Annotated in this window: 26 protein-coding genes; 19 read left to right on the top strand and 7 right to left on the bottom strand. The window is 70.4% G+C overall.

Going from position 1 to position 22955, the window contains the following annotated elements:
* Positions 1-51 precede the first annotated feature (51 nt).
* Positions 52-1950, top strand: a complete 1899-nt coding sequence (locus ACIA5C_RS03205) for a hypothetical protein (RefSeq protein WP_396050688.1) — start codon at positions 52-54, stop codon at positions 1948-1950.
* A 3-nt stretch (positions 1951-1953) separates the two neighbouring features.
* On the opposite strand, the gene ACIA5C_RS03200 is transcribed toward ACIA5C_RS03205, so the two are convergent.
* Positions 1954-2721 carry an enoyl-CoA hydratase/isomerase family protein gene (locus ACIA5C_RS03200; protein WP_396050685.1) on the bottom strand — a complete coding sequence of 256 codons (768 nt, stop codon included), beginning with the start codon at positions 2719-2721 and terminating at the stop codon, positions 1954-1956.
* A 62-nt stretch (positions 2722-2783) separates the two neighbouring features.
* Here ACIA5C_RS03200 and ACIA5C_RS03195 point away from each other — a divergent pair, with 62 nt between their 5' ends.
* The 6 genes from ACIA5C_RS03195 to ACIA5C_RS03170 all read left to right on the top strand — a co-directional run bounded on the left by ACIA5C_RS03195 (position 2784) and on the right by ACIA5C_RS03170 (position 8749).
* On the top strand, positions 2784-3173 hold the full coding sequence (locus ACIA5C_RS03195; RefSeq protein ID WP_396050682.1) for a cupin domain-containing protein: 390 nt from the start codon (positions 2784-2786) through the stop codon (positions 3171-3173).
* Positions 3174-3323: 150 nt separating this feature from the next.
* Positions 3324-3779, top strand: a complete 456-nt coding sequence (locus tag ACIA5C_RS03190; RefSeq protein ID WP_396050680.1) for a MarR family winged helix-turn-helix transcriptional regulator — start codon at positions 3324-3326, stop codon at positions 3777-3779.
* Positions 3776-5419 (top strand): MDR family MFS transporter, encoded by a 1644-nt coding sequence (locus ACIA5C_RS03185; RefSeq protein ID WP_396050677.1) that lies wholly within the window; start codon positions 3776-3778, stop codon positions 5417-5419. Before ACIA5C_RS03190 ends, ACIA5C_RS03185 begins: the two co-directional genes overlap by 4 nt.
* 27 nt (positions 5420-5446) lie before the next feature.
* A complete protein-coding gene (locus ACIA5C_RS03180) occupies positions 5447-5845 on the top strand; it encodes a rhodanese-like domain-containing protein (RefSeq protein ID WP_396050674.1) in 399 nt (132 codons plus the stop codon).
* A 28-nt stretch (positions 5846-5873) separates the two neighbouring features.
* On the top strand, positions 5874-6926 hold the full coding sequence (locus tag ACIA5C_RS03175; RefSeq protein ID WP_396050671.1) for a glucose 1-dehydrogenase: 1053 nt from the start codon (positions 5874-5876) through the stop codon (positions 6924-6926).
* A gap of 11 nt (positions 6927-6937) precedes the next feature.
* Entirely contained in the window at positions 6938-8749 is a 1812-nt protein-coding gene (locus ACIA5C_RS03170; RefSeq protein WP_396050670.1) for a glycoside hydrolase family 15 protein, read from the top strand.
* 9 nt (positions 8750-8758) lie between these two features.
* On the opposite strand, the gene ACIA5C_RS03165 is transcribed toward ACIA5C_RS03170, so the two are convergent.
* A complete protein-coding gene (locus ACIA5C_RS03165; protein ID WP_396050668.1) occupies positions 8759-9274 on the bottom strand; it encodes a CGNR zinc finger domain-containing protein in 516 nt (171 codons plus the stop codon).
* An 84-nt stretch (positions 9275-9358) separates the two neighbouring features.
* Between ACIA5C_RS03165 and ACIA5C_RS03160 the strand changes: the two genes are divergently transcribed.
* The 5 genes from ACIA5C_RS03160 (at position 9359) to ACIA5C_RS03140 (ending at position 13511) form a co-directional block, all read left to right on the top strand.
* Positions 9359-10333, top strand: a complete 975-nt coding sequence (locus ACIA5C_RS03160; RefSeq protein ID WP_396050666.1) for a DMT family transporter — start codon at positions 9359-9361, stop codon at positions 10331-10333.
* Positions 10330-11046 carry a GNAT family N-acetyltransferase gene (locus tag ACIA5C_RS03155; protein WP_396050664.1) on the top strand — a complete coding sequence of 239 codons (717 nt, stop codon included), beginning with the start codon at positions 10330-10332 and terminating at the stop codon, positions 11044-11046. The genes ACIA5C_RS03160 and ACIA5C_RS03155 overlap by 4 nt, the downstream gene beginning before the upstream one ends.
* Positions 11047-11067: 21 nt before the next feature.
* Positions 11068-11658, top strand: coding sequence for a TetR/AcrR family transcriptional regulator (locus tag ACIA5C_RS03150; protein ID WP_396050662.1), 591 nt, complete (start codon positions 11068-11070; stop codon positions 11656-11658).
* Between the two features lie 93 nt (positions 11659-11751).
* Positions 11752-12786, top strand: a complete 1035-nt coding sequence (locus ACIA5C_RS03145; RefSeq protein ID WP_396050659.1) for a hypothetical protein — start codon at positions 11752-11754, stop codon at positions 12784-12786.
* Positions 12787-12890: 104 nt separating this feature from the next.
* Positions 12891-13511, top strand: coding sequence for a TMEM175 family protein (locus ACIA5C_RS03140; RefSeq protein ID WP_396050658.1), 621 nt, complete (start codon positions 12891-12893; stop codon positions 13509-13511).
* On the opposite strand, the gene ACIA5C_RS03135 is transcribed toward ACIA5C_RS03140, so the two are convergent.
* Entirely contained in the window at positions 13499-13837 is a 339-nt protein-coding gene (locus tag ACIA5C_RS03135; protein ID WP_396050655.1) for an ArsR/SmtB family transcription factor, read from the bottom strand. The genes ACIA5C_RS03140 and ACIA5C_RS03135 overlap by 13 nt on opposite strands.
* Positions 13838-14015: 178 nt before the next feature.
* On the opposite strand from ACIA5C_RS03135, the gene ACIA5C_RS03130 reads away from it, so the two are divergent.
* Positions 14016-14474, top strand: a complete 459-nt coding sequence (locus tag ACIA5C_RS03130) for a hypothetical protein (protein ID WP_396050653.1) — start codon at positions 14016-14018, stop codon at positions 14472-14474.
* 8 nt (positions 14475-14482) lie between these two features.
* Here the strand turns inward: ACIA5C_RS03130 and ACIA5C_RS03125 are convergent, their stop codons facing one another.
* Together ACIA5C_RS03125 and ACIA5C_RS03120 are read right to left on the bottom strand one after the other, a co-directional pair.
* Positions 14483-14920 (bottom strand): acyl-CoA thioesterase, encoded by a 438-nt coding sequence (locus ACIA5C_RS03125; protein ID WP_396050651.1) that lies wholly within the window; start codon positions 14918-14920, stop codon positions 14483-14485.
* Between the two features lie 125 nt (positions 14921-15045).
* Positions 15046-15528, bottom strand: a complete 483-nt coding sequence (locus ACIA5C_RS03120; RefSeq protein WP_396050648.1) for a molybdenum cofactor biosysynthesis protein — start codon at positions 15526-15528, stop codon at positions 15046-15048.
* 178 nt (positions 15529-15706) lie between these two features.
* Between ACIA5C_RS03120 and ACIA5C_RS03115 the strand changes: the two genes are divergently transcribed.
* Positions 15707-16072, top strand: coding sequence for a hypothetical protein (locus tag ACIA5C_RS03115; protein WP_396050647.1), 366 nt, complete (start codon positions 15707-15709; stop codon positions 16070-16072).
* Here ACIA5C_RS03115 and ACIA5C_RS03110 read toward each other — a convergent pair.
* A complete protein-coding gene (locus ACIA5C_RS03110) occupies positions 15979-16857 on the bottom strand; it encodes a helix-turn-helix transcriptional regulator (protein ID WP_396050645.1) in 879 nt (292 codons plus the stop codon). The genes ACIA5C_RS03115 and ACIA5C_RS03110 overlap by 94 nt on opposite strands.
* 101 nt (positions 16858-16958) lie before the next feature.
* Between ACIA5C_RS03110 and ACIA5C_RS03105 the strand changes: the two genes are divergently transcribed.
* Positions 16959-17828, top strand: coding sequence for an oxidoreductase (locus ACIA5C_RS03105; protein ID WP_396050644.1), 870 nt, complete (start codon positions 16959-16961; stop codon positions 17826-17828).
* A 22-nt stretch (positions 17829-17850) separates the two neighbouring features.
* Here ACIA5C_RS03105 and ACIA5C_RS03100 read toward each other — a convergent pair whose 3' ends face one another.
* Positions 17851-18675 carry a DeoR/GlpR family DNA-binding transcription regulator gene (locus ACIA5C_RS03100; protein WP_396050643.1) on the bottom strand — a complete coding sequence of 275 codons (825 nt, stop codon included), beginning with the start codon at positions 18673-18675 and terminating at the stop codon, positions 17851-17853.
* 262 nt (positions 18676-18937) lie between these two features.
* Between ACIA5C_RS03100 and ACIA5C_RS03095 the strand changes: the two genes are divergently transcribed.
* The 4 genes from ACIA5C_RS03095 to ACIA5C_RS03080 are packed head-to-tail and all read left to right on the top strand — an operon-like array spanning position 18938 to position 22955.
* Entirely contained in the window at positions 18938-20206 is a 1269-nt protein-coding gene (locus tag ACIA5C_RS03095) for an ABC transporter substrate-binding protein (RefSeq protein WP_396050641.1), read from the top strand.
* Positions 20207-20259: 53 nt separating this feature from the next.
* Complete coding sequence (locus tag ACIA5C_RS03090) at positions 20260-21198, top strand: carbohydrate ABC transporter permease (RefSeq protein ID WP_396050640.1); 939 nt, start codon at positions 20260-20262, stop codon at positions 21196-21198.
* Between the two features lie 5 nt (positions 21199-21203).
* The gene (locus ACIA5C_RS03085) at positions 21204-22058 is read left to right on the top strand and encodes a carbohydrate ABC transporter permease (protein WP_396050638.1); all 855 of its coding nucleotides are present in this window, start codon (positions 21204-21206) and stop codon (positions 22056-22058) included.
* A gap of 33 nt (positions 22059-22091) precedes the next feature.
* Positions 22092-22955, top strand: a complete 864-nt coding sequence (locus ACIA5C_RS03080; RefSeq protein ID WP_396050635.1) for a ketose-bisphosphate aldolase — start codon at positions 22092-22094, stop codon at positions 22953-22955.

The following is a 22955-nucleotide window of genomic DNA, read 5'->3' as shown; positions in this document are numbered from 1 at the left end:
ACTGGCGGCGTCACATCGGTATAGGCAAATGTGCCTGTTGAGGGGACGCGCATGTATCGACGATCAGCAGCGGGGGCGGCGCTCGCCACGGTAGCGGCGCTGGTCGGGGTTCCGGCCGGCGCGCAGGCGGCTCCGGCCCCCGGGCCGGTGATCCGGCACATCCAGAAGGCCGGTACCGGGGCCTATCGCCAGACGCCGACCGGATCCGGCCGGCTCGGACCGCTTTCGACCGAGATTCCGCGCACGGCCGGCCCGGACGAGGGCTTCGGTGCGGCGTCGCCGGGTTCGCACGGCTCCGACCGTACGCTGGCCCGGCCGTCCCGCCTTCCGAAGAGCTCCGGCGCGGGGACCGTGGTCCGACCGGGGCCACACGTACTGACCAGCTTCGACGGCATCAATCACCTCGATCAGCGAACCGCCAACAATGGCAACCAGTTCAGCCTCGAACCGCCCGATCAGGGGCTGTGCGTGGGCAACGGCCACGTCGTGGAGGCGGTCAACGACGCCTTCCGCGTCTTCAACGCCGACGGTACGGGACAGACCGGCGTCATCGACCTCAACACGCTGTACGGCTACCCGCCCAGCGTCAACCGCAGCACCGGCGTCTTCGGTCCCGAGCTCACCGACCCGAGCTGCCTCTTCGACCCCACCACGCATCGCTTCTTCCTGGTCGTGCTGACCCTGGAAGCCACCCCGGACGGCGACCTGACCGGGCAGAACCACCTCGACATCGCGGTCGCCACCGACCCGACCAAGATCTGGAACATCTATCGGATGGACGTGACCGACGACGGCACCAACGGCACGCCGGTCCACCCGAACTGCCCCTGCATCGGGGACTACCCGCACATCGGCGTCGACTCCGAGGGCTTCTATCTGACGACCAACGAATACTCGTTCTTCGGCCCGGAGTTCAACAGCGCCCAGGTGTACGCGTTCTCCAAGCGTGCCCTGGCCCGCGGCGATGCGGACGTGCTGGTCACCCAGATCGACACGACCGCGGCCGACGCCGGGCGCAACGGCTTCACGCTGTGGCCGGCCCAGTCGCCGAGCACCTCCGACTACGACACCGCCCAGCACGGCACGGCGTACTTCCTGTCGTCGAACGCGGCCGAGGAGGCGACCGGCACCAACGACTACGTGTCGGACAGCATCGTCACCTGGAGCCTGACCAACACCGGGTCGCTCGACTCGGCACGTCCGGCCGTCCGGCTGCACGACACCCGGGTCGGCGTCCGGAGATACTCGCTGCCGCCGGAGGCCAACCAGAAGGCCGGACCGTTCCCGCTCGGCCAATGCCTCAACGACGACCCGTGCGCCACCGTGATCCTGGGCGGTCCCGACCCGGACAAGCCGGAGACCGAGTCGACGCTCGACAGCAACGACACACGCATGCAGCAGGTCACCTACACCGGCGGCCGCCTCTACGGCGCGCTCGACACCGCCGTCACGGTCGGCGGGCACAGCCAGGCCGGCATCGGCTGGTACATCGTGCGGCCGCAGTCGCAGCGGTCCTCGGTCCGCGCGTCCCTGGCCGGCCAGGGACAGCTCGGGCTGGCCGGCAACAACCTGACCTACCCGGCCATCGGCGTCAACGCGGACGGCCGCGGCGTCATGGCGTTCACGTTGACCGGAAACGGCTTCTACCCGTCGGCGGCGTACTCCACCTTCGACGGACGGGCCGGCGCCGGCGCCATCTATCTGGCCAAGGCCGGGCTCGGGCCGGAGGACGGCTTCACCGGCTACAAGGGTCTCGCCGACTCGACCCGCTCGCGGTGGGGCGACTACGGCGCGGCCGCCGTGGACGGCCGCAACATCTGGATCGCGAGCGAGTACATCGGGCAGACCTGCACGCTCGCGCAATATGAGGCCGACCCGTTCGGCTCGTGCGGAGGAACGCGGACCGCACTGGCCAACTGGGACACCCGGATCACCCTCGTCCGGCCCTGACCCCTACTCCCCGCGGAAGACCGGCGCACGGCGCTGACGGGTGGCCTCGATGCCCTCGGCGCTGTCGGCGGTCGCCCAGAGGACGCGCTGCTCGGCCAGTTCGTGGTCGAGGGCCTGGCGGACCCGGTCCGCCAGGCCGGCGCGCAGCGTGGCGCGGATCGAACGCACGGCCAGCGGCGCCGACGCGGCGAGCTGCAGGGCGAGGTCGCGGGCGGTCGCGCGGAGACGGCCCGGATCGGCGAGCCGGTCGGCCAGACCCACGCGTACGGCCTCCTCGCCGCCCACCCGTCGTGCGGTCAGCAGCATGTCGGCCGCGAACTGGCCGCCCACCAGCGCGGGCAGGGTGACGCTGAGGCCGAAGCCCGGATGGAACCCGAGCCGCGCGAAGTTGGCGACGAAGCGGGTCGACGCCTCGGCGACCCGGAAATCGGCCGCGCAGGCCAGGCCCAGGCCGCCGCCCACCGCGCTGCCCTGTACGGCGGCGACGATCGGCGTGCGGGTGTCGAAGAGCTTCCCCGCGTACGCATAGAGGGCCTGCGCCGCGGCGGCCCGATCGCGTACGAAATCGGCGTGACCCAGGTCGGCGCCGGCGCAGAAATGCTTGCCCTCCGAAGCGAGGACGATGACCCGGCATGCCGGGTCATCGTCGAGCGTCGACGCGGTCTCGACGATGCGGCGCAGCAGCCCCTCGTCGATGTGGTTGGCCGGCGGGCGGCGCATCTCGAGGAGGGCCACGCCTTCGGCGACGGTGACCGACAGATCCGTGCTCATTTTCCGAACCCTGCCACAGCGCTCGCGCATGGAGCGGGGCAGAGGCGGGTAAACGGTTGGCTATGGAGCACTTCACGATCGCCACCGTTGCGGAGAAGAATCCCGATTTCCGTCGCGTCCTGTGGACCGGCAAGCACACCCAGCTGGTCATCATGACCATCCCGCCGGGTGGGGAGATCGGTGAAGAGGTCCACGAGGTGGACCAGATCCTGACCTTCGTCAGCGGCGTCGGCCAGGCCGTCGTCTCCGGCCAGACCCGCAAGGTCGCCCAGGGTGACCTCGTCGTGGTGCCGGCCGGGCACAAGCACAACTTCACCAACGAGGGGCCCAACCCGCTCGTCCTCTACACGGTCTACGGGCCGCCCGAGCACGCCGAGGGCGCGGTGCACAAGACCAAGGAAGAGGCGGACCGCCTCGAGGAGCAGGGCAAGGACGAGCCGCCGCAGGGCTGAGCCGACCGCCGGCCGGGGCGGGTGGACGACGTTGTCGTCCACCCGCCCCTGTTGTTTGCTCGGACTTTTCCTGATGAGAAAACTTGCACACTGGGCATGTTTTGTGGAAGCTTGTATTCGGCAACCATCGAAACAATCGGAGGCGCGGTCATGGACGCCGCCACTGCTGAGCTGGGCGGGCGACTGCACGAGCTGCTCAAGGCCATCCGCCTGGTCAAACAACGCCGGCCCCTCGGCCGCCCGGGCGTGCCGGTCGGGCTCCTGGGCATGCTCGCCGAGGTCGACCGGCTCTCCGCCGGGTGTCACGCCCGCGAACTGGCCGCCCGCGCGGCCCTCGACCCGTCCACCGTCAGCCGCGCGGTCGCCGCGCTGGTCGCGAGCGGTCTGGTGGCGCGCGAGCCGGACCAGCAGGACGGGCGCGCGAGCGTCCTGGTCGTGACCCCGGCCGGCCGCGCCGCCCTCGACGAGACCGTCGGCTGGTACGGCGAGATCTTCGACCGGGCGCTCGACGGATGGACCCCGGAGGAGATCGCTTCCTTCAGCCGTGCGCTGAAGCGGTTCGCCGGCTCACTCATCTCTCAAGAAAGCATGGAGGCCGCTCGATGAGCGCACCCACCCTGACGGCTCCGGCCCCGGCCGAGCCGATGAACCACCGGCGCACGCTGGAGGCGCTCAGCGGACTGCTGCTGGCGCTGTTCGTCGCCATGCTCAGCAGCACCGTGGTGTCCACCGCGCTGCCGAAGATCATCGGAGCGCTGAACGGCTCGCAGACCCAGTACACCTGGGTGGTCACGGCCACCCTGCTCGCGGCGACCGCCACCACCCCGATCTGGGGCAAGCTGGCCGACCTGTTCAGCAAGAAGCTGCTGATCCAGGTCTCGATCATCATTTACGTGGTCGGCTCGATGGTGGCGGGCCTCTCGCAGAGCGCGGGACAGCTGATCGCCGCTCGCACGGTCCAGGGCATCGGCGTCGGCGGCCTGCAGGCCCTGGTGCAGGTGGCGATCGCGGCGATGATCCCGCCGCGCGAGCGGGGCCGCTACAACGGTTACCTCGGCGGCGTCATGGCGCTCGCCACGGTCGGCGGCCCGCTGCTCGGCGGCCTGATCGTCGACAGCTCCTGGCTCGGCTGGCGCTGGTGCTTCTACATCGGCGTGCCGTTCGCGGTCGCCGCGCTGATCCTGCTGCAGATCACCCTCAACCTGCCCGTGTTCCGGCGGGGCAACGTCAAGATCGACTACCTCGGCTCGGCGCTCATCGCGGCCGGCGTCAGCCTGCTGCTGATCTGGGTGTCGTTCGTCGACAGCTCGTTCGCCTGGCTCTCCTGGCAGACCGCCGTCATGGTCGTCGGCTCGCTGATCCTGCTCGGACTGGCCCTGCTCGTGGAGTCGAGGGCGGCCGAGCCGACGGTGCCGCTGCCCATCCTGCGCGAGCGCAACACCGCCCTCGCCATCCTCGCCAGCCTCGCGGTCGGCATGGCCATGTTCGGCGGCGCGGTCTTCCTGGGCCAGTACTTCCAGATCGGCCGCGGCTACAGCCCGACCGAGGCCGGCCTGCTGACGATCCCGCTGATGGCCGGCGTCCTGCTCGCCTCGATCATCGCCGGGCGCATGGTCAGCGCCAGCGGGCGGATCAAGCCGTACATCATCACCGGCGCGGTCGTGCTGGTCGCCGGGTTCGGGATGCTCTCCGTCGTCGACCACGCAACGGCGCTCTGGTACCTGGGCATCGGCATGTTCCTGATCGGCGTGGGCGTCGGCATGACCATGCAGAACCTGGTGCTCGCGGTGCAGAACAGCGTTGCGCTCAAGGACATCGGCGCGGCCAGTTCCACGGTCGCGTTCTTCCGGTCGCTCGGCGGCACCATCGGAGTGTCGGTCCTCGGCGCCGTGCTCGCCCACCGGGTCACCGCGCAGATCACCCACGACCTGGCGGCGTCCGGGGTGCCGGCCTCGGGCAGCGCGTCCGGCGGCGGCACCCTCAACCTCGACGGCCTTCCGGCGCCGATCGTGCACATCATCCGGGCCGCGTACGGCGACGCCACCGGGCACATTTTCTTGATCTCGGCCGTGATCGCGGTGGTCGGCGTGGTCGCCGCGGTCGCCCTGCGGCCGGTCATGCTGCGCACCAGCCTCGACCTTCCGGACGAGGTGACGGCGGCCGCGCTCGCCGCCGACGCCGTGGACGGGGCGCCTGCGTTCGATCAGGTGAGCTCCGCGCGTACGGAAAAGGACCGCCAAGCGTAAGCCCTTCCGGTCCGGCATGATCGTCGGATGACAACGGTGGATGCGGTTCTCGAACAGGCGCGGGCCGGGCTGAAACGGCTCGACCCGTACGAGACGCAGGCGGCGATCGCCGCCGGGGCCCTGCTGATCGACACCCGGACCGACCGGCAACGCGCCGGGCAGGGAGACCTGCCCGGCGCGCTCGTCATCGACCGCACGGTGCTGGAGTGGCGGCTGGACCCGGGCTCGCCGCACCGCGTCCCCGAGGCGACCGGGCCCGACCTCCACATCGTGGTCGTCTGCCGCCAGGGCTACAGCTCCAGCCTGGCCGCGGCGAGCCTGCAGGCGATCGGCCTGCACCGAGCCACCGACATGGTCGGCGGCGTCGAGGCGTGGCTCGCGGCCGGGCTGCCCACCTCGACGGAACCGGCCGACGTACGGGAATAGATCGCGGCGGAACGGGCAGGTACCGCACATGCGCGCACTCGCCGTCCACCCGCCGGCTGCCGGCTCCGCCGAAGTCCGCGACGTGCCCGACCCCTCGCCGGGGCCGGGCGAGATGCTCGTCGAGGGACTGGCGCTGGGCATCTGCGGCACCGATCGGGAAATCGTCGCCGGTCAGTACGGCTGGGCGCCGCCCGGTCGCGACCGTCTCGTGCTCGGCCACGAGTCGCTCGGCCGGGTCCGCACGGCGCCGGACGGCAGCTCGTTCCAGCCTGGAGACCTGGTGGTCGGTGTCGTACGGCGGCCCGACCCGGTGCCGTGCGGGGCGTGCGCGCACCACGAGTTCGACATGTGCCGCAACGGCAGGTACACCGAGCGCGGCATCAAGGAGATCGACGGGTACGGCAGCCAGTTGTGGACGGTCGAGACCGACTACGCGGTAAAGCTGGATCCGCGGCTGGAGCACGTCGGCGTGCTGATGGAGCCGACGACCGTGGTGGCCAAGGCCTGGGAGCAGGTCGAGAAGGTCGGGGCCCGGTCGTGGTTCGAGCCGAAGCGGGTGCTGGTCACCGGCGCCGGGCCGATCGGGCTGCTCGCCGCGCTCCTCGGCGTGCAGCGCGGCCTCGAGGTGCACGTGCTCGACCTGGCCACCGACGGGCCCAAGCCCGATGTGGTGCGGGCGCTCGGCGCGGAGTACCACAGCGACGGCATCGACAGCGTGACCGCGCGGATCGAACCGGACGTGATCATCGAGGCGACCGGGGTGCCCGGAGTCGTGTTCGAGGCGATGGCGAACACGGCCGCGTACGGGATCGTCTGTCTCACCGGGGTGTCCTCGGTCGGCCGCAAGATCTCGGTCGACGTCGGCGCGGCCAACCGCGACATGGTGCTCGACAACGTCGTCGTCATCGGCTCGGTCAACGCCAACCTGAGCCACTACGCCGCGGCGGCCGGAGCGCTCGCCCGGGCCGACGTCGAATGGTTGTCGCGTCTCATCACCCGGCGGTTGCCGCTGGAAAAGTTCGCCGACGCCCTGACGGCCGGGGCGGACGACATCAAGGTCGTCCTCGACCTGACGGCCTGAGGCGGCGCGCCATGCCGGGAAAAATCGAGGACTATGCGCTCATCGGTGACCTGCAGTCGGCCGCACTGGTCGGCCGCGACGGCTCCATCGACTGGCTGTGCCTGCCCCGTTTCGACTCGACCGCCTGCTTCGCGGCCCTGCTCGGCGACGAATCGGCGGGCCACTGGCGGATCGCCCCGGCCGGTGCGCAGACGGCGACGAGCCGGCGCTACCGCGACGACACGCTGGTGCTGGAGACCGAGTGGCGCACCCCGGACGGCGTCGTGCGGGTCGCCGACTTCATGCCGCCGCGGGGCGAGGCGGCCGACGTCGTGCGCATCGTCGAGGGCATCGAGGGCGAGGTCGCCATGCGCACCGACCTGGTGCTGCGCCTCGACTACGGCCGGGTCGTGCCGTGGGTCCGCCGGCAGGGCCCGGATCTGGCCGCGATCGCCGGCCCGGACGCGGTCTGGTTACGCACCGACGTGCGGCTGCACGGCAGCGACCGGAAGACCGTCGGCGACTTCACCGTACGGGCGGGGGAGAAGGTGCCGTTCGTCCTCACCCATCAGCTGTCGCACCTGCCCCGGCCCCGTCCGACCGACCCGTTCGAGGCGCTCGCCGGCACCCAGCGGTTCTGGCGGGACTGGATCGGGCGCAGCGACTACGACGGGCGGTGGCCGCACGAGGTGCGGCGCTCGCTGCTTCTGCTCAAGGCACTGACGTACGCCCCGACCGGCGGCATCCTCGCCGCCGCAACCACCTCCCTGCCCGAGCAGCTGGGCGGCCCGCGCAACTGGGACTACCGGTTCTGCTGGCTGCGGGACGCCACCTTCACCCTGCAGGCGCTGCTGGGCACCGGTTACGTAGCCGAGGCGAAGGCGTGGCGGGAATGGCTGCTGCGCGCGGTCGCCGGCGACCCGGCCGACCTGCAGATCATGTACGGGCTCGACGGCACCCGCCGCCTGCCGGAGTACACGCTGGACTGGCTCGGCGGCTACCACGGGTCGGCCCCGGTCCGGGCCGGTAACGCCGCCGCCGGCCAGTTGCAGCTCGACGTGTGGGGCGAGGTGCTCGACGGCCTGCACCTGGCCCGCGAGGCCGGCATCGCGACCACCGACGCGGCCTGGGACCTGCAGCGCGCACTGCTCGACTTCCTCGAGGGGAACTGGCAGCAGCCGGACAACAGCCTCTGGGAGGTACGCGGCGACCGGCGCCAGTTCGTGCACTCGAAAGTCATGGCGTGGGCCGGTTTCGACCGGGCCGTCACCGCTGTCGAACGGCACGGGCTCGACGGGCCGGTGGAGCGCTGGCGGGCCGTCCGCGACGAGATCCATGCCGAGGTGTGCGCAAAGGGATTCGACGACGGCCGAAACACCTTCACCCAGTCGTACGGCTCGGCCGCGCTGGACGCCGCCACGCTGCTCATCCCCCGGGTGGGATTCCTGCCCGGGACCGACCCGCGGGTGGTGGGCACGGTCGAGGCGGTGCAGCGGGAGCTGAGCCAGGACGGTTTCCTGCTCCGCTATCGGCCCGAGCACGACAACGTGGACGGCCTGCCGGGCGGCGAGGGCGTCTTCCTCGCCTGCACCTTCTGGCTGGTGGACGCGCTGCACGCGATCGGCCGCGAGGACGAGGCCGAACAGCTCTTCGAGCGGCTGCTGGGCCTGCGCAACGACGTCGGTCTGCTGTCCGAGGAGTACGACCCGGCCGCCGGGCGTCAGCTCGGCAACACGCCGCAGGCGTTCAGCCTGGTCGGGCTGGTCAACTCGGCCCGGCTCCTCAGCGGCACCGCGACGCGTACGTCGGCCGACGCCGGAGCCCAGCGGACCCGTCGCGGCTGATTGCAAGCGTCAGCGTGCGGCCGGGGAGCGGTGACGGCTGCGGAAGGCGGCCACCTTGGCGCGGTTGCCGCAGTCGGCCATGGCGCACCACCGGCGGGAGCTGTTGCGCGAGCCGTCGACGAAGACCCAGCGGCAGTCGTTGCCGCGGCACGCCTTGACCCGGGGCCAGCCGGGCCGGGCGGTGGCCCGCAGCAGCGCGGCCACGGTTGCGGCGGCGATGTCGCGGGCGAGGTCGCCGGGGACCTCGGGGCGCAGTGACAACGTGCCTCCCAGGTCGAGGCGCAGGGCCAGCGCGTCGAGGCCGGCGGCCGGGCTGAGGTCGGGTTCGATGCCGTTGTTGCGCAGGGCCAGGCCCCGGATCAGGACGCGCAGACCGCGCAGCGCCGCGACGTCGGCCGCCGCTTCCGAGGTCGTCGGTTGGCCCAGGCCGCGCCACCAGGCGCGCACCGAGGCGGCGTCGGCGAATTCGTCGTGCTCGCCGTGTGCCGTGTTGGCCACGGCGATCAGCAGCTCCTCCTCGGTCATGTAACCACCGTACAGGTTTAATCGGTTGCCTCTCGTTGGTAACCGATGAGACCGTAACGGTGGTTACCGCGAGAGGGGCTGAAAATGCGTACGGGTGAGCCGGCACTGCTGCTGGCGGCGGCGGTCTACGGGGTGAGCACGACGATGTCCGTGGTCGCGCTGCGAGCCGTGCGCCCGGTCGACCTTCTGGCGGTCGAGATCTCCGGGGCGGCCGTGGCGTTACTGGTCGCCGCCGCGGTGCGCGGGCGACTGCACCGCCGGGGCGCGCTCCGGCAGATGCTCGTCGGCGTGCTGGTGCCCGGCCTGGCGTTCCTGCTCGGCGACCTGGGCCTGGCGCGCACCAGCGCGTCGAGCGGCAGCCTGCTGCTGGCCGCCGAGCCGCTTCTCTCGGTGCTGCTGGCGCTGGCCGTGCTCCGGGAGCGCCTGTCCGGCCGGGCCGCGGCCGCGCTGGTGCTGGGCCTCGGAGGGGGAGCGCTGGTCGCGCTCCGACCGGGCCGGTCACCGGGCGCCGGCACGACGCTCGGCAACGTGCTGGTTCTGCTGGCGGTGGTGGCGTCCGCGCTGTTCCTGATCGCCACCCGCCGCTTCAACGAGGGCGACGGGCTCAACGAGAGCGCCTGGCAGAGCACCGGCGGGGCGCTGAGCGTGGCCCCCTTCGTGGCCGCGTCCTGGTCGACCGGGGGCACGCGCCTCGACACGGTCGGCGCCACCGGGTGGTCGGTCTGCCTCGCCGTGGTCATCTGCGGCGCGGTCGGCGGCGTCCTGTTCAACCGCGGAATCGCCCGGGTGCCCGCGACCCGCGCCGGCCAGCTGGGAAACCTGACCCCGATCGTCGGCACCCTGACCGCCGTCGTCTTTCTCGGCGACCGTCCCTCGCTGATCCAATGGGCCGGGGGCGCCGCCATCCTCACCGGACTCGTCCTGCTTCTGCACACCGAGGAGAAACCATGTTCTGCGACGTCCAGCTCGCCGGCCGCATCGAGCGCGCCGAAGCACAGTTCATCGCCGCCTGCAGCGCCGCCGCCGCCCAACGCCTCGGCGACCGGACGGGCTTCGTGACACCGATCGCGGGCGGTGTCGCCAGCTACGCCGAACCGGACTCGCCGCTGAACAAGGTGGCCGGCCTCGGGTTCGGCGGTCGACCCGATCCGGCCGCCCTCGACGCCGTCGAGAGCGCCTTCGCCGATCGGGGCCAGCCCGTCCAGCCCGAGGTCGCCAGCCTCGCCGACCCCGAATTCCTCGAGATGCTGGCCGGCCGCGGCTATCGGCTCGTCTCGTTCGAGAACGTCCTCGGCCGGGCTCTCGGCGGCCCGGTCGAACGGGTGACACCGCCGGGCGTCACCGTGGAGCCCAGCGATGACGCCGCGTTCGAGACCTGGCTCGACGTCGTCGTCGAGGCGTCGCTGACCCCCGACACGCAGGGGGTGCCCTGGCTCGAGGAGTTTCCCCGCGAGGTCCTCGAGAACGCCGAGCGCGACGCGGCGGCCCTCGTCCGGCGATATCTGGCCCGGCTCGACGGCGAGCCGGCCGGCGGCGGCAGCATGCGCCTCGCCGACGGCATCGCGCAGCTCACCGGGGCGGCCACGGCGCCCGCCTGCCGGCGCCGCGGCATTCAGAGTGCCCTGCTCGCCGCGCGGCTCGCCGACGCCACCGCGGCCGGCTGCGACGTCGCGGTCATCACCGTCCAGCCCGGTTCCCGATCGCAGGAGAACGCGCAGCGCCGTGGCTTTGACCTGCTCTACACCCGCGCCGTGCTCACGCTCGTCGGGTGACGACTTGAGTAGCATGGCGGCATGCCCAAGGTGTCGGACGAATACCGCGATGCCCGGCGCGAGCAGATCCTGGGCGCGGCGCGGCGGGTCTTCCGGCGCAACGGCTTCCACGCGACCTCCATGCAGGACCTGTTCGCCGAGGCCCAGCTGTCGTCCGGCGCCGTCTACCGCTACTTCCACGGCAAGGACGAGATGGTGCTGGCGATCGCCGAGGACGGCATCCGCGGCGTGATCGAGCTGATGGCGTCGGTGGCGCGCGACCGCGACGGCCGCTCGATCGGTGAGGCGCTCGCGGCCGCCACCGAGCTGGTGCGCGAGAAGGACGAGCAGGACGGGCTGGCCGGCCTGGGCATCCAGGTGTGGGGCGAGGCGCTGCGCAATCCCGAGCTGCGGGAGTCGTTCGCGGCGATGCTGCGGGGCATCAAGACGGAGATCGCCGAGGTGGTCCGGCGCGACCAGGCTGCCGGCCGCCTGCCGGCCGGGGTGCCGCCGGAAGATCTGGCCGGCGTGCTGGTGGCCGTCCTGCCGGGCGTCATCCTGCAACTGGCCATGTTCGGGCCGGACGAGTCGGCCGGTCTTCCCGACGCGCTACGCGCTCTCTGGCCGGCCTGACCGCGGCTCGACTTCTCCGCACGGCAGCACCCGTGGCTATAATCGAAAACGAACGTTCGTTGTCGTTTTCTGTGCTGATCGATAGGACCCCCCATGTCGAGCAATCCGCTGGTCAAGCACCCGCCCTGGCGGCAGCTCCTGATCGTGTCCCTGGTCGTGCCGGTGGTCGTCACGCTGGCCGTGATGGCGTTCACCTGGCCGGCCGCGCGCACCGTGCCCCGCGACCTGCCGGTGGGCGTGGTCGGCGACTCCGACCTGGGCCTCGGACGCAGCCGGCCCGGCGCCTTCGACCTGCACCTCTATGCGGACGACGCGGCCGCGCGCCGGGCGATCGACGACCGCGACGTCTACGGGGCGTTCGAGGCGGCGCCGGGGCGCGTCACCGTGCTCACCGCGACCGCCGCGAGCCCGGCGGTGGCCCAGCTGCTCACCACGGTCGTGCAGCAGGCAGCCGGGCCGTCGGTGCGGGTGGCGACCGTCGACGTCGTTCCCGCCTCCCGGAGCGACTCGCGTGCCTCGGTCTTCGGCTCGATGATGTCGCCGCTGGTCCTGGGCGCAGAGATCCTGGCCGTCGTCGTGGCGGTGCTGATCGGATTCCGGCCCGCCCTGCGGCAACTTCTGGCGCTCGCCGTCGTCTCCGCGGTCACCGCCGGCGGCGTCTACCTTCTCGTCCAGGGCTACCTGGGTGCGCTGCCCGGCGACCGGCTCGGCGACTGGGGCGCGCTGGCGCTGACCCTCTTCGCGCTGAGCGCGACGACGGCGGGCCTGGCCTCGCTCATCGGTCCGGGCGGTGTGGCGGTCGGGGCGGCGCTGATGGTCTTCGTCGGCAACCCGTTCGCCGCCATCACGTCGGCGCCCGAGTTGCTGCCCAAGGCGGTGGCCCGGCTCGGTCAGCTGCTGCCGCCGGGCGCCGGCAGCAACCTGTTGCGGAGCACGGCCTACTTCGGCGGCCACGGCGCCGCCATTCACGTGGTGGTGCTGGCCGCGTGGAGCGTCTTCGGCATCCTCGCGATCGTGGAGGGCCACCGCCGGGCGGCGCTGAGGCATGCGGCCCGGCATCGCGTCGAGCTCATCGAGAGCCCGCTCCGCGACGCCCTGATCCGCGACTCCCACCTTCTGGAGTCGTGAACCGCCGCGGCCGCGGACAAGCGTGAACCGCCGCGGCCGCGGACAAGCGCGAACCGCCGCGGGCGGGGCCGACATGCGCGAGTGTCTACCTCGACAATGGGTGCATGAGCGAGACCAACCGGACCGAGGCGTTCAGCGACGGCGTCATCGCCATCGCGATCACACTGCTCGTTCTCGACCTGCATGTGCCCGTGCGGGAGGCGCTCAGCGGTTCGCTGGCCGACGCCCTCGCCGGCGAGTGGCCGGCCTACGCCGCGTACCTCACCAGCTTCCTCGTCATCGGCATCATCTGGGTGAACCACCACGGCGTGTTCGAGCTGGTCGACAAGGTCGACCGGGTCACGCTGTTCCTCAACATGATGCTGCTCATGACGGTGGTGGCCATCCCGTTCACCACCGCGCTGATGTCGGCATATCTCCGCGAGGGCAGCCACGACGCCCGGTCCGCCGCGCTGGTCTATTCCGCCGTCATGCTCGCGATGTCGGTGGCTTTCGCCTCGCTGTACACCTATGTGGCCCGCCACCCGGCCCTGCTGGCCGCGGGCGTCGAGCCGGCCGCGGTGCGGCGGTCGATCGTCCGCTTCAGCGCCGCCGGCCTGCTGCTCTATCTCGCCACGATGGTCGTGGCGCTGTTCAGCGCGCCGGCGTGCCTGGTCGCCCACTTCCTCATCGCGTTGTACTACTGCTTCCAGCAGATCCGCCCGGCCCGGGCTCAGGCTTCCTGACCCGCGCCGCGCTGGATCGCCTCGGCGAGGCGCTTGATGCGGCTGAGGCGGGCGTCCCAGGCCGAGCCGACCGAGTTGAGCTGGGCGACCGCGCGGGCGAGCTGAACGTCGTCGATCTGGTAGCGCTTCTCACGGCCGGCCGGGACCGCCCGGACCAGGCCGACGCGGTCGAGGACGCCGAGGTGCTTGGCGACGGCCTGGCGGGTGACCGGCAGCTGCTGGCTCAGCGTGGTCGCGGTGTGCACGCCGTCGGCGAGCAGGAGGTCGAGCATGCGACGGCGCGTCGGGTCACCGATCGCCGACCAGAGCTGGTCGTCGGGGATCATCGGCGTGCTCCGGCGAGTGCGGATCCGGGCCGCCCCGCGGCCACCTGCCCGGGCCGGCTGACCACGTCGAAGACGACCTCGGGAGATCCGAACTGCATGGCTAACTGTAAACCGGCTCCGACCGCGGTCGCGCGGGACGGGTCGACGGGCCTGGCGCGGGGCGCCTAGCCTCGGAAGTATGTTGATCGCCGAGCGGACAAGCATGTTCCGCGGCCGATACCGCATGGTCGCCGACGGGCGCGAGGTCGCGAATTGGGATCCGTCGTGGTGGCGCACCGGTGGCAGCTTCGAGATCGACGGGTACCGCTTCGAGGTGCGGTCCAACGGCTGGGGCACCAAGTTCCGGATGCTCGACCAGGCGGGCGACGTGCTCGCGCTGGTCGAGCGCGTGGGCCGCAAGCATTGGTCGGCCGAGGCCGACGGCCGGGTGTACGAGTTCCGCCGGGCCTCGTTCTGGGGCAAGGAGCAGGAGCTGATCGTGGGCGGCGTCCGGGCCGGCTACATCCGCCGCACCAGCGGCTGGACGGGTGCGGTCGAGGCCGACCTGCCGGGCGTGCCGCTGCCCACCCGGATCTTCCTGGTCGGCGTCCAGATCGCACACTGGCAGGCGCAGCAGAACGCGGCGGCCGCTTCCTAGGGCAAAAGCTAGGGCTGCAGGAGCGACTCGAGGTCGGCTCGGGCGCCGTCGGTCCACGGTGCCGGGCGGCGCGTCCCCGGGTCGATCTTTATCGAGGTGCGGCGGCCCGTCGCGTACGCCCAGCTTTCGTGGGTCGGCGTGATGCGGAAGCCGGTCACCAGGCTGCTGCGGCCCACGCTCTCGGCCCAGAAGCGGACCGCGACCGTGCCGTGCCCCTCGATCGGCCGCTCGTAGGTGATGCTGGCCTGCCGGGGCAGCGCGAACGTGTCCGGCGACCGGCCGCTGGTGTCGAAGTGGTAGCCGCGCTCGCTGAAGTGGCGGATCCAGGCGCGGTCGACCAGGCCCAGATAACGCGTGTAGTGCAACATGCCGAACAGGTCCAGCTCGTCGAGGTAGATGTCGACGGGCACGACTACGCCGGCCCCCATGATGATGTCGTCGCTCACGTGCGGTAAACGCAGGGGTCGACCCGGAATTCACTTTGACCTTGAACTTTTTGGCGCTTCCGGACGTGATCGTCATCACTTTGGGATAGTCAATTATAGTGACTAGCTTGGCGGCATGAGCGGCGTCACGCTGCGGCGGCGCTGACCGTCACCTCGACCGGGCCGACGCGCAGGATGCCGTCGCTGAACGGGGTGCACCGGATGCCGCCCTTGCCCCGCAACGCTTTCCACGCACCCGGCCCGATCGTCACGTCCATCCACGCGCACGGGTTGGCCCGGCGGTTGACCCGCAGGCACACCGGCCCGTCGCCCGAGTCGAGGCAGAGTTCGGAACCGATCAGGTCGTCGACCGCGATCCCGGCGACCAGGATGTTGCGGCGCACCTGTGTGAGTCCGGTGCCGGGCGGCAGCGACTCGCGGGCGATGAGGGTGACGCTCGCGTCGCGGTGTGCGGGCCGGGCGAAGTAGCGGTCGCCGACGACGCCGAGACCGGCCCGGATCTGGATGTGGTCGACGAGCTCGCCCGGCGGGGCGGGTGCCGGGCCGTCGCTCGGGCGGCCCTCGAACCGATGCACGGGCGAGGACAGCAACTGCACGATCTGCGGCACTCGCCGAAGTCTACGAGAGGCTCAGCGCTCACCAACCGTTCGGACGCACCCCGGTGACCATCGCCGAAGCCGGCGTGGCCGTCGGCCATCGGCGCTTGCCCTGACCTTCGGTGGCTCCGGACCATGCGTTCTCGAGGCCGGCGGCGAAGCCGTCGCCGACCCGGTCGAACTGGACGTCGTGGCCGCCACCGACCTCGTCCTCAACCTCTACGTCGACGGGAAGTCGGGGCTCGCGACCTACTCCTCGCAGGCGGCCGAGCTTGCCCGGATCGCACCCGGCAACCACGCCATGTCGCCGGTTCTGCCGCCGGCCGAGCGGGCGGGCCCGCGGATGGTGACCGCGGCGGCGCTGGCGACCCGGCGCGCCGTCAACGACTGGATCCGCCGGGCCGGCGTTTTCGACGGCGTTTTCGACGTGGCCCGGGCGGTCGAGAACCCGCAGGCGCCCGATTACATCCGCCCCGACCTCGACAGCGGCGACGGCATGCACCCCAACGACAAGGGCGCCGAGGCGATCGCGGCCGCCGTCGACCTCAATCTCTGAAGGATCTGCGGCTCGGCGGTGTAGACGATCATCACCGGGCCGGGGTTGCCCGGCAGGGGGTAGGTGTCCCAGTCGAACGCGATGTCCCCCGCCAGGCGGTGCCGGAACGTCTTGGTGCCCCGCACCGCCTCGCGCACGTCGTGCTGCGCCCACATCCGGCGGAACTCGGCGCTGCGGATGCTCAGCTCGCCGACCACCTCGATCGCGCGCGGATGTGTCGGGTCGGCGGCGACGGCGGCCCGCAGCATGCCGATGTAGTCGAGCGCCATGGCTTCCCAGTCCGGGCAGTGGTCCTTGATCGCCGGATCCTGGAACAGCAATATCAGCATGTTGCGCTGCTCGCCGGGGCTGCCGAACAGCGTCTCGGCCATCTCGTTGTAGTCGAGCACGTCGAGATGGCGGCCCAGCACCAGGGCCGGTGTGCCCATCGTGCGCAGCAGGCGGCGGGTGCTTTCCGGCACGATCTCGGGCTCCCGGGAGGGTGACGCCGGCCGGCGGGCCGCGCGGGCCAGCGCGAACAGGTGCCGGCGGCCGGTGTCGTCCAGGCCGAGCGCGGCGGCGAGGGCGTCCAGGATGTCGTCGGACGGCCGCACCTCGCGACCCTGTTCCATGCGCTGGTAGTAGTCGGTGCTCAGCCCGGCCAGCAGCGCCAGTTCCTCCCGGCGCAGCCCGCTCACCTTGCGCCGGCCACCCGGTTCGAGACCGACGTCCTGCGGACGTAGACGGCCACGGCGGGCTCGGAGGAACTCTCCGAGCTCTTTCGCGTACGGGCGATCAGGCACCATGTTCACAGTCTGCTCGTGGTGGCGGGTCGGAAGGTAGGTCCGTTGATCCTAGGGAAACGCGGACCATCGGACCCCGGTGATCGACGCCTAGCGTCGGCGAAATGACTGAACGGAACGTGGCCGTCGTGACCGGAGCCAACTCGGGCCTCGGCCTGGTCACCGCCAAGGAACTGGCCCGGCGCGGGCACCGGGTCGTCCTGGCCGTGCGTAACACCGCGGCCGGCTCGACCGCGGCGGCGGAGATCCGGCGGGAGGTCCCGGCGGCCGAACTCGAGGTGCGGGAGCTCGATCTGGCCGATCTGGCGTCGGTCCGCGCGTTCGCCGCGAAGCTGACCGAGCCGGTCGACCTGCTCGTCAACAACGCCGGGCTGGTGCTGCTGGGCCGCCGCCGCACCACGGCCGACGGCTTCGAGATGCACCTGGGCACCAACATGCTCGGCCATTTCGCCCTCACCGGCCTGCTGCTCGGGCGTTTCGAGGCCGGTCGCGTCGTGAGCCTCAGCTCGATCGTCCACAAGGGCGCCCATCTCGACCTCGACGACCTTCAGTTCGAGAAGGACTTCGACGGGTCACGGGCGTACGGCCGCTCCAAGCTGGCTACCACGGTGTTCGGCATCGAGCTCGACCGCCGGCTGCGGGCCGCCGGGTCGCCGGTCCTCAGCGTGCTCGCGCACCCCGGCTTGTCCCGCAGCAACCTCACGGCGCGGGCGTGGGGCAACGGGCGCCTCGGACGGGCGATCGCCGCGGCCGGCACGGTGGTCACCCAGTCCGCCGAGCGTGGGGCTCAGCCCCAGCTGTACGCCGCGACCGCGCCCGGGGTGCGGGGCGGGCAGTTCTTCGGGCCGTCCGGCTTCCGCGAGATCCGGGGCGACGTGACCGAGGTGCGGCCGAGCGCCGAGGCCGCCGACCCGGCCGTCGGGCGCGCTCTGTGGGCCGCGGCCGAGTCGCTGACCGGTGTCGGCTATCCATGATCGCCGCGCCGGCCGGTGCCGGCTACTTGTGGTCCTTGCCCGACGGGATCAGCAGCTCGACGCCGTTGGCCTCGAGGGCGTCGCTCAGGTCGGGCGAGGGAGCGGCGTCGGTGATCAGGTAGTCGGCGGCGCCCAGTTCGGACACCTGGGCGAAGAGGCGGCGGCCGAACTTCGACGAGTCGGCCAGGATCGCCACCCGGGCCGCGCGGGAGATCATCTCCTGCATCATCGCGGCCTCGGACAGGTTGCTGGTCGTGTAGCCGGCCTCGGCGGAGACCGCGCCGACGCCGATGAGCGCGAGGTCGCAGCTGATGTCGAGGTCGGCGCCGGTGTTGGCGCGGAAGCTGACCGGGCCGATCGTGGCGAGGGTGAGCGCGCGGACGGCCCCGCCGAACACGTAGATGTCGCGGACCGCGCTGGCCGGTAGGGCGCCCGGCACCAGCAGGTTGTTGGTCGCCACCGTGAGGTCGCGGTGCTGGCCGAGGGTGCGGGCGAGCGCGAGCGTGGTCGTGCCGCCGTTGATCATGATGGTCGAGCCGTCCTGCACCAGGGACGCGGCGAGCGCCGCGATCTTCTCCTTCTCCTGCTCCTGAACGGTGAGCCGCTGGTCGACCGCGCGGTCGGTGCGGGACACCGTGGACAGGCTGACGGCACCGCCGTACGTGCGCACGAGGCTGCCCTCGGCGGCGAGTTGATCGAGGTCGCGCCGGACCGTGTCAATCGAGACACCGAAGCGTTCGGCCAGCTCACCGACCGTGACCTGACCGGTCTCCGCGACGTACGCCGCGAGCTGAGCTTTGCGGCCGGCCGGCAGATGGCGCTGCCGTTCGTCCCTGTCGACGCTCACTGATTCCCCCTTGGTCAGTGCGGCAGTATGCCACAAATGCGTGCTGTCTGAGCACTCCGCTGCGCAAAGCCGCGAGGAGCCGCAAAGATGGGCAGACCCGGCTTCAGCTGGCATAACCGAATCTCATCTAAAGGTATGCCGCAGCAGTATGCCGTACTCCGCAGTTTTCTGCTGTTCTTCTCTTGTCTCCATCTGTAACACGCTGCTAACGTGGCGCCAACACAGCAGAGAACAGAAAGATTTCGATATAAGGGAGCGCGCGATGAAGCGAGTCTTAGCGGCGGTGACCGCGGCCGCGTTGGTCGGGTTAGTGGCGGCCTGCGGCTCGGGGGGCAGCGACGACGCCGCCGCCGGCGGACCGGTGACGCTGGAGTTCGCCCAGTGGTGGGGCGCCGAGCTTCCGGCCGGCGACTTCGACAAGATCGTCAACGATTTCACGGCGCAGAACCCGAACATCAAGATCAAGCTGCTTAGCGCGCCGTACGCCTCGACCAAACAGCAGCTGGTCACCGGCGCCGCGTCGAAGACCCTGCCCGACGTGGTGGGCCTGGACGGCGCCTGGGTGAGCGACTTCGCCAAGCAGGGCGCGATCACCGACCTGTCCAAGCTCATGACCGACGCCGACTACGACAGCAGCCAGCTCGCCAGTCAGGTGCAGCTCAAGGGCAAGACGTACATGATCCCGGTGGTCAACTTCGTCTACCCGCTGTTCGTCAACAAGGACCTGCTGGCCAAGGCCGGCGTCAAGGACGTGCCGACCACCCGCACCCAGTTCCTCGACGCGGCCAAGAAGATCAGCGCGACCGGCGGCAACGTCAAGGGCTGGGCGCTCCCGCTCGACACGGCCGTACCCAACGGCATCCAGAACGACGTCATGTCCTGGCTCTGGGCCTCCGGCGGCAGCATGCTCGCCGACGGCAAGCCGGCGCTCACCACGCCCCAGGTCAAGAGTGCGGTCGACTTCGTGAAGAGCTTGAACGACGCCGGCGTCATCGCTCCCGGCGCGCTCACCATGAAGGAGCAGGACAAGGTCGAGAAGTTCACCAACGGCCAGGTCGGCATGGTGATCGACTCCCTGGCGCACATCAACCTGATCAAGAAGAACAACCCGAAGCTGAACTTCACGGTGGCGGCCCTGCCGGCCGAGGACGGCTTCACCGGCAAGCGCGGCATCCCGTACGCGTCGTGGGGCATCGGCATCTCGAACTCGACCAAGCACAAGGCCGAGGCGTTCAAGTTCGTGCAGTACCTCATGAGCCAGCAGGTCAACGCGCAGCTCAGCACCATCGCCAACGGCTTCCCGGGCAACAAGACCGCGACGCCCGACTTCAGCAAGAGCGACCCAATGTTCAAGACCGCGTTCGACATCTACCAGCAGGGCGTCCCGGCCAACGAGTTCACCGGCCTGCCCAAGTCCGAGGACCTGATGCGCAGCTTCGACGAGCAGCTCCAGCTCGTGCTGACCGGCAAGTCGAGCGTCGACGACGCCCTGGCCAAGGCGCAGGACGCCTGGTCACAGGTCATCGAATAGGCCGCCCGGGCGCCGCTTTCGAAGGACGGCGGCGCCCGATCTAGGAGACAGCCATGACATCCATGACGGCACCGAAAACCGCGGCGCCTGTTGAAAAGACCACCGCCGGACGGTCACGGTCCGGGTGGGTCCGGCGCCTTGTCCCGTACGGGTATCTGTCCCCCACGATCGTGCTGGTCGTGGTCCTGATGGTGGTCCCCATCGTCATGGTGATCAGCTACTCGTTCCGGGACAACGTGATCGTCCAGGAGAACTCGGTGTTCGCCGGGTTCGCCAACTACACCCAGGTACTGACCGACCCGGACTTCCTGACCGCGCTGAAGAACACGGCCATCTTCATCGTCGTCAGCATGGTGGCGCACCTGCTGCTCGGACTCGGCTTCGCCATGATGCTCAACAGCCGGCTGCTCGGCGGGGTCACCAAGGCCATCTTCCGGATCGTGTACATCCTGCCGTGGCTGTTCACCATCGCGGTGATCGCGGTGATCTGGCGGCTGCTGCTCGACCCGGCCGGCGTCGTCAACTACGTGCTGCACTCGCTGGGCCTGATCCAGCAGGGCGTCGACTGGCTCGGCGACCCCGGCAAGGCGCTGTGGGTGGTCACCTTCGTCAACATCTGGTCGGGCTACCCGTTCTTCATGATCAGCCTGCTGGCCGGGCTGCAGGGCATCCCCGGCGAGCTGTACGAGGCGGCCTCGGTCGACGGCGCCAACCCGTGGCAGCGGTTCCGCAACGTGACGCTGCCCCAGCTGCGGCCGGTGATCGTCAGCATGGCCGTGCTCGACCTGATCTGGACATCCCAGCAGTTCGCGCTGATCTGGATGATGACCGGCGGCGGACCGCTGCACGCCACCGAGATGCTCAGCACCTACACCTACAAGCAGGCGTTCAGCGAGTACGAGTTCTCGACCGCGTCCGCCGCCGCCGTGATCGTCCTGCTGCTGACGATGATCCTGGCCTTCTTCTACGTCCGACAGCAGAAGGAGCGCTGAAAGCCATGGCGACGATGACCACGACCGTCAAGACCCGGCGCCGGCTCGCCAAGACCGGCCTCATCATCGGCCTGGTGCTCGGCGGCCTGTTCGCCGGCCTGCCGGTGCTCTGGATGCTGTCGACCTCGTTCAAGGCCAACGGCGACGTCTTCCAGAACCCACCCAAGTTGATCACCCAGACGTTCTCGCTCGATGCGTACCAGGAGATCTTCACCAACGGCGAGCAGCTGCGCTTCTTCGCCAACAGCTACCTTGTCGCGATCTCGGTGACCGCTTTGACTTTGCTCGTCGCCGTGCTCGCGGGGTACGCGTTCAGCCGCTTCACGTTCCCGCTCCAGCGCTCCATCAACGCGGTGATCGTCAGCGTCCAGGCGGTGCCGCCGATCACGCTCGTCATTCCGTACTTCGGGCTCGTTGTCGCGCTCGGGCTGTACAACACCTACCCCGGCCTGATTCTCACGCACATGGTGTTCACCCTGCCGTACGCCATCATCATGAGCACCGCGTACCTGAACACCCTGCCGAAGGAACTGGACGAGTCCGTCAAGGTCGACGGCGGCACCAGCTGGACCGCGCTGTGGCGGATCCTGGTGCCGATCTCGGTGCCCGGCCTGATCGCGGTCGGGGTCTACACGTTCATGATCTCGTGGAACGAGTACCTGTTCGCGCTCACGCTGACCCGCACCGACGACATGCGCACGGTGCCCATCGGCATCCAGCTGCTCATGGGCCAGCACTCGTACGAGTGGAACCAGATGATGGCGATGAGCATCCTCGGGTCCATCCCGGTCCTCGTTCTCTTCCTGCTCTTCCAGCGGCGTTTCATCGGCGGCCTGACCGCCGGCGCCGTCAAGGCCTGACTAACCCCCTCGCTTCAAAGGAGAAACACCGCAATGCTGACGACCGGCAAGGCGATCCTGGATGTCGCCAACGAGCACAGCTTCGCCGTGCCCGCCTTCAACATCAGCGACTGGGCGATGTTCCAGGGAATCGTGGAGATCAGCGAGGAGACCAACGCCCCGCTTATCGTCGCGATCCACCCGGACGAGGTCCGCCACGTCGGCCCCGACATGATCACCGGGATCATCGCGCGCTCCCACAAGGCGAGCGTGCCGATCGCGATCCATTGGGACCACGGCGGCGACTACGACGAGATCCTGACCGCGATCCAGTACGGCTTCACCTCGGTGATGATCGACGGCTCGCTGAAGCCGTTCGAGGACAACATCGCGGTCACCAAGCGGGTCACCGACTCGGCGCATGCGGTCGGCCTCTCGGTCGAGGGCGAGCTCGGCACTATCGGCGGGAACGACAGCTACGCCGAGGCCGGCGCCGCCGAGATCATCTACACCGATCCCGATGACGCGGTGACGTTCGTCGAGCAGACCGGCGTCGACAGCCTCGCGATCGCGATCGGCACGTTCCACGGTTTCTACCCGAAGCACCTCAAGCCGGAGCTGAAGCTCGACCTGCTCAAGGAGATCAAGGGCCGGCTGCAGATCCCGCTGGTGCTGCACGGCGGCTCCGGCAACCCGGACGACGAGATCCGCGAGGCCGCACGCACCGGCATCAACAAGATCAACATCTCGACCGACATCAAGGTCGCCTACCACGACAAGATGCGGGAGGTGCTGGGCAGCGACTCGAAGGTGCGCGAGCCCAACGCCATCCAGCCCGCCTGCCTCGACGCCATGAAGGCGGTCGCGGCCCAGAAGATCGAGCTGTTCGGGGCCGCCGGCAAGGGCGCACTCTACTGA

This window comes from Actinoplanes sp. NPDC051343 (assembly GCF_044455125.1).
In the GTDB taxonomy this organism is placed as follows: domain Bacteria; phylum Actinomycetota; class Actinomycetes; order Mycobacteriales; family Micromonosporaceae; genus Actinoplanes.
Note: the sequence above shows the minus strand (reverse complement) of the source record. Positions and strands in the feature narration are given on the sequence as shown.

What these genes read in the sequence shown, in the direction of transcription:
- ACIA5C_RS03205 (WP_396050688.1), top strand. Translation starts at nt 52, where the DNA reads ATGTATCGACGATCAGCAGCGGGGGCGGCGCTCGCCACGGTAGCGGCG.
- ACIA5C_RS03200 (WP_396050685.1), bottom strand. Translation starts at nt 2,721, where the DNA reads ATGAGCACGGATCTGTCGGTCACCGTCGCCGAAGGCGTGGCCCTCCTC.
- ACIA5C_RS03195 (WP_396050682.1), top strand. Translation starts at nt 2,784, where the DNA reads ATGGAGCACTTCACGATCGCCACCGTTGCGGAGAAGAATCCCGATTTC.
- ACIA5C_RS03190 (WP_396050680.1), top strand. Translation starts at nt 3,324, where the DNA reads ATGGACGCCGCCACTGCTGAGCTGGGCGGGCGACTGCACGAGCTGCTC.
- ACIA5C_RS03185 (WP_396050677.1), top strand. Translation starts at nt 3,776, where the DNA reads ATGAGCGCACCCACCCTGACGGCTCCGGCCCCGGCCGAGCCGATGAAC.
- ACIA5C_RS03180 (WP_396050674.1), top strand. Translation starts at nt 5,447, where the DNA reads ATGACAACGGTGGATGCGGTTCTCGAACAGGCGCGGGCCGGGCTGAAA.
- ACIA5C_RS03175 (WP_396050671.1), top strand. Translation starts at nt 5,874, where the DNA reads ATGCGCGCACTCGCCGTCCACCCGCCGGCTGCCGGCTCCGCCGAAGTC.
- ACIA5C_RS03170 (WP_396050670.1), top strand. Translation starts at nt 6,938, where the DNA reads ATGCCGGGAAAAATCGAGGACTATGCGCTCATCGGTGACCTGCAGTCG.
- ACIA5C_RS03165 (WP_396050668.1), bottom strand. Translation starts at nt 9,274, where the DNA reads ATGACCGAGGAGGAGCTGCTGATCGCCGTGGCCAACACGGCACACGGC.
- ACIA5C_RS03160 (WP_396050666.1), top strand. Translation starts at nt 9,359, where the DNA reads ATGCGTACGGGTGAGCCGGCACTGCTGCTGGCGGCGGCGGTCTACGGG.
- ACIA5C_RS03150 (WP_396050662.1), top strand. Translation starts at nt 11,068, where the DNA reads ATGCCCAAGGTGTCGGACGAATACCGCGATGCCCGGCGCGAGCAGATC.
- ACIA5C_RS03145 (WP_396050659.1), top strand. Translation starts at nt 11,752, where the DNA reads ATGTCGAGCAATCCGCTGGTCAAGCACCCGCCCTGGCGGCAGCTCCTG.
- ACIA5C_RS03140 (WP_396050658.1), top strand. Translation starts at nt 12,891, where the DNA reads ATGAGCGAGACCAACCGGACCGAGGCGTTCAGCGACGGCGTCATCGCC.
- ACIA5C_RS03135 (WP_396050655.1), bottom strand. Translation starts at nt 13,837, where the DNA reads ATGATCCCCGACGACCAGCTCTGGTCGGCGATCGGTGACCCGACGCGC.
- ACIA5C_RS03130 (WP_396050653.1), top strand. Translation starts at nt 14,016, where the DNA reads ATGTTGATCGCCGAGCGGACAAGCATGTTCCGCGGCCGATACCGCATG.
- ACIA5C_RS03110 (WP_396050645.1), bottom strand. Translation starts at nt 16,857, where the DNA reads ATGGTGCCTGATCGCCCGTACGCGAAAGAGCTCGGAGAGTTCCTCCGA.
- ACIA5C_RS03105 (WP_396050644.1), top strand. Translation starts at nt 16,959, where the DNA reads ATGACTGAACGGAACGTGGCCGTCGTGACCGGAGCCAACTCGGGCCTC.
- ACIA5C_RS03095 (WP_396050641.1), top strand. Translation starts at nt 18,938, where the DNA reads ATGAAGCGAGTCTTAGCGGCGGTGACCGCGGCCGCGTTGGTCGGGTTA.
- ACIA5C_RS03090 (WP_396050640.1), top strand. Translation starts at nt 20,260, where the DNA reads ATGACATCCATGACGGCACCGAAAACCGCGGCGCCTGTTGAAAAGACC.
- ACIA5C_RS03085 (WP_396050638.1), top strand. Translation starts at nt 21,204, where the DNA reads ATGGCGACGATGACCACGACCGTCAAGACCCGGCGCCGGCTCGCCAAG.
- ACIA5C_RS03080 (WP_396050635.1), top strand. Translation starts at nt 22,092, where the DNA reads ATGCTGACGACCGGCAAGGCGATCCTGGATGTCGCCAACGAGCACAGC.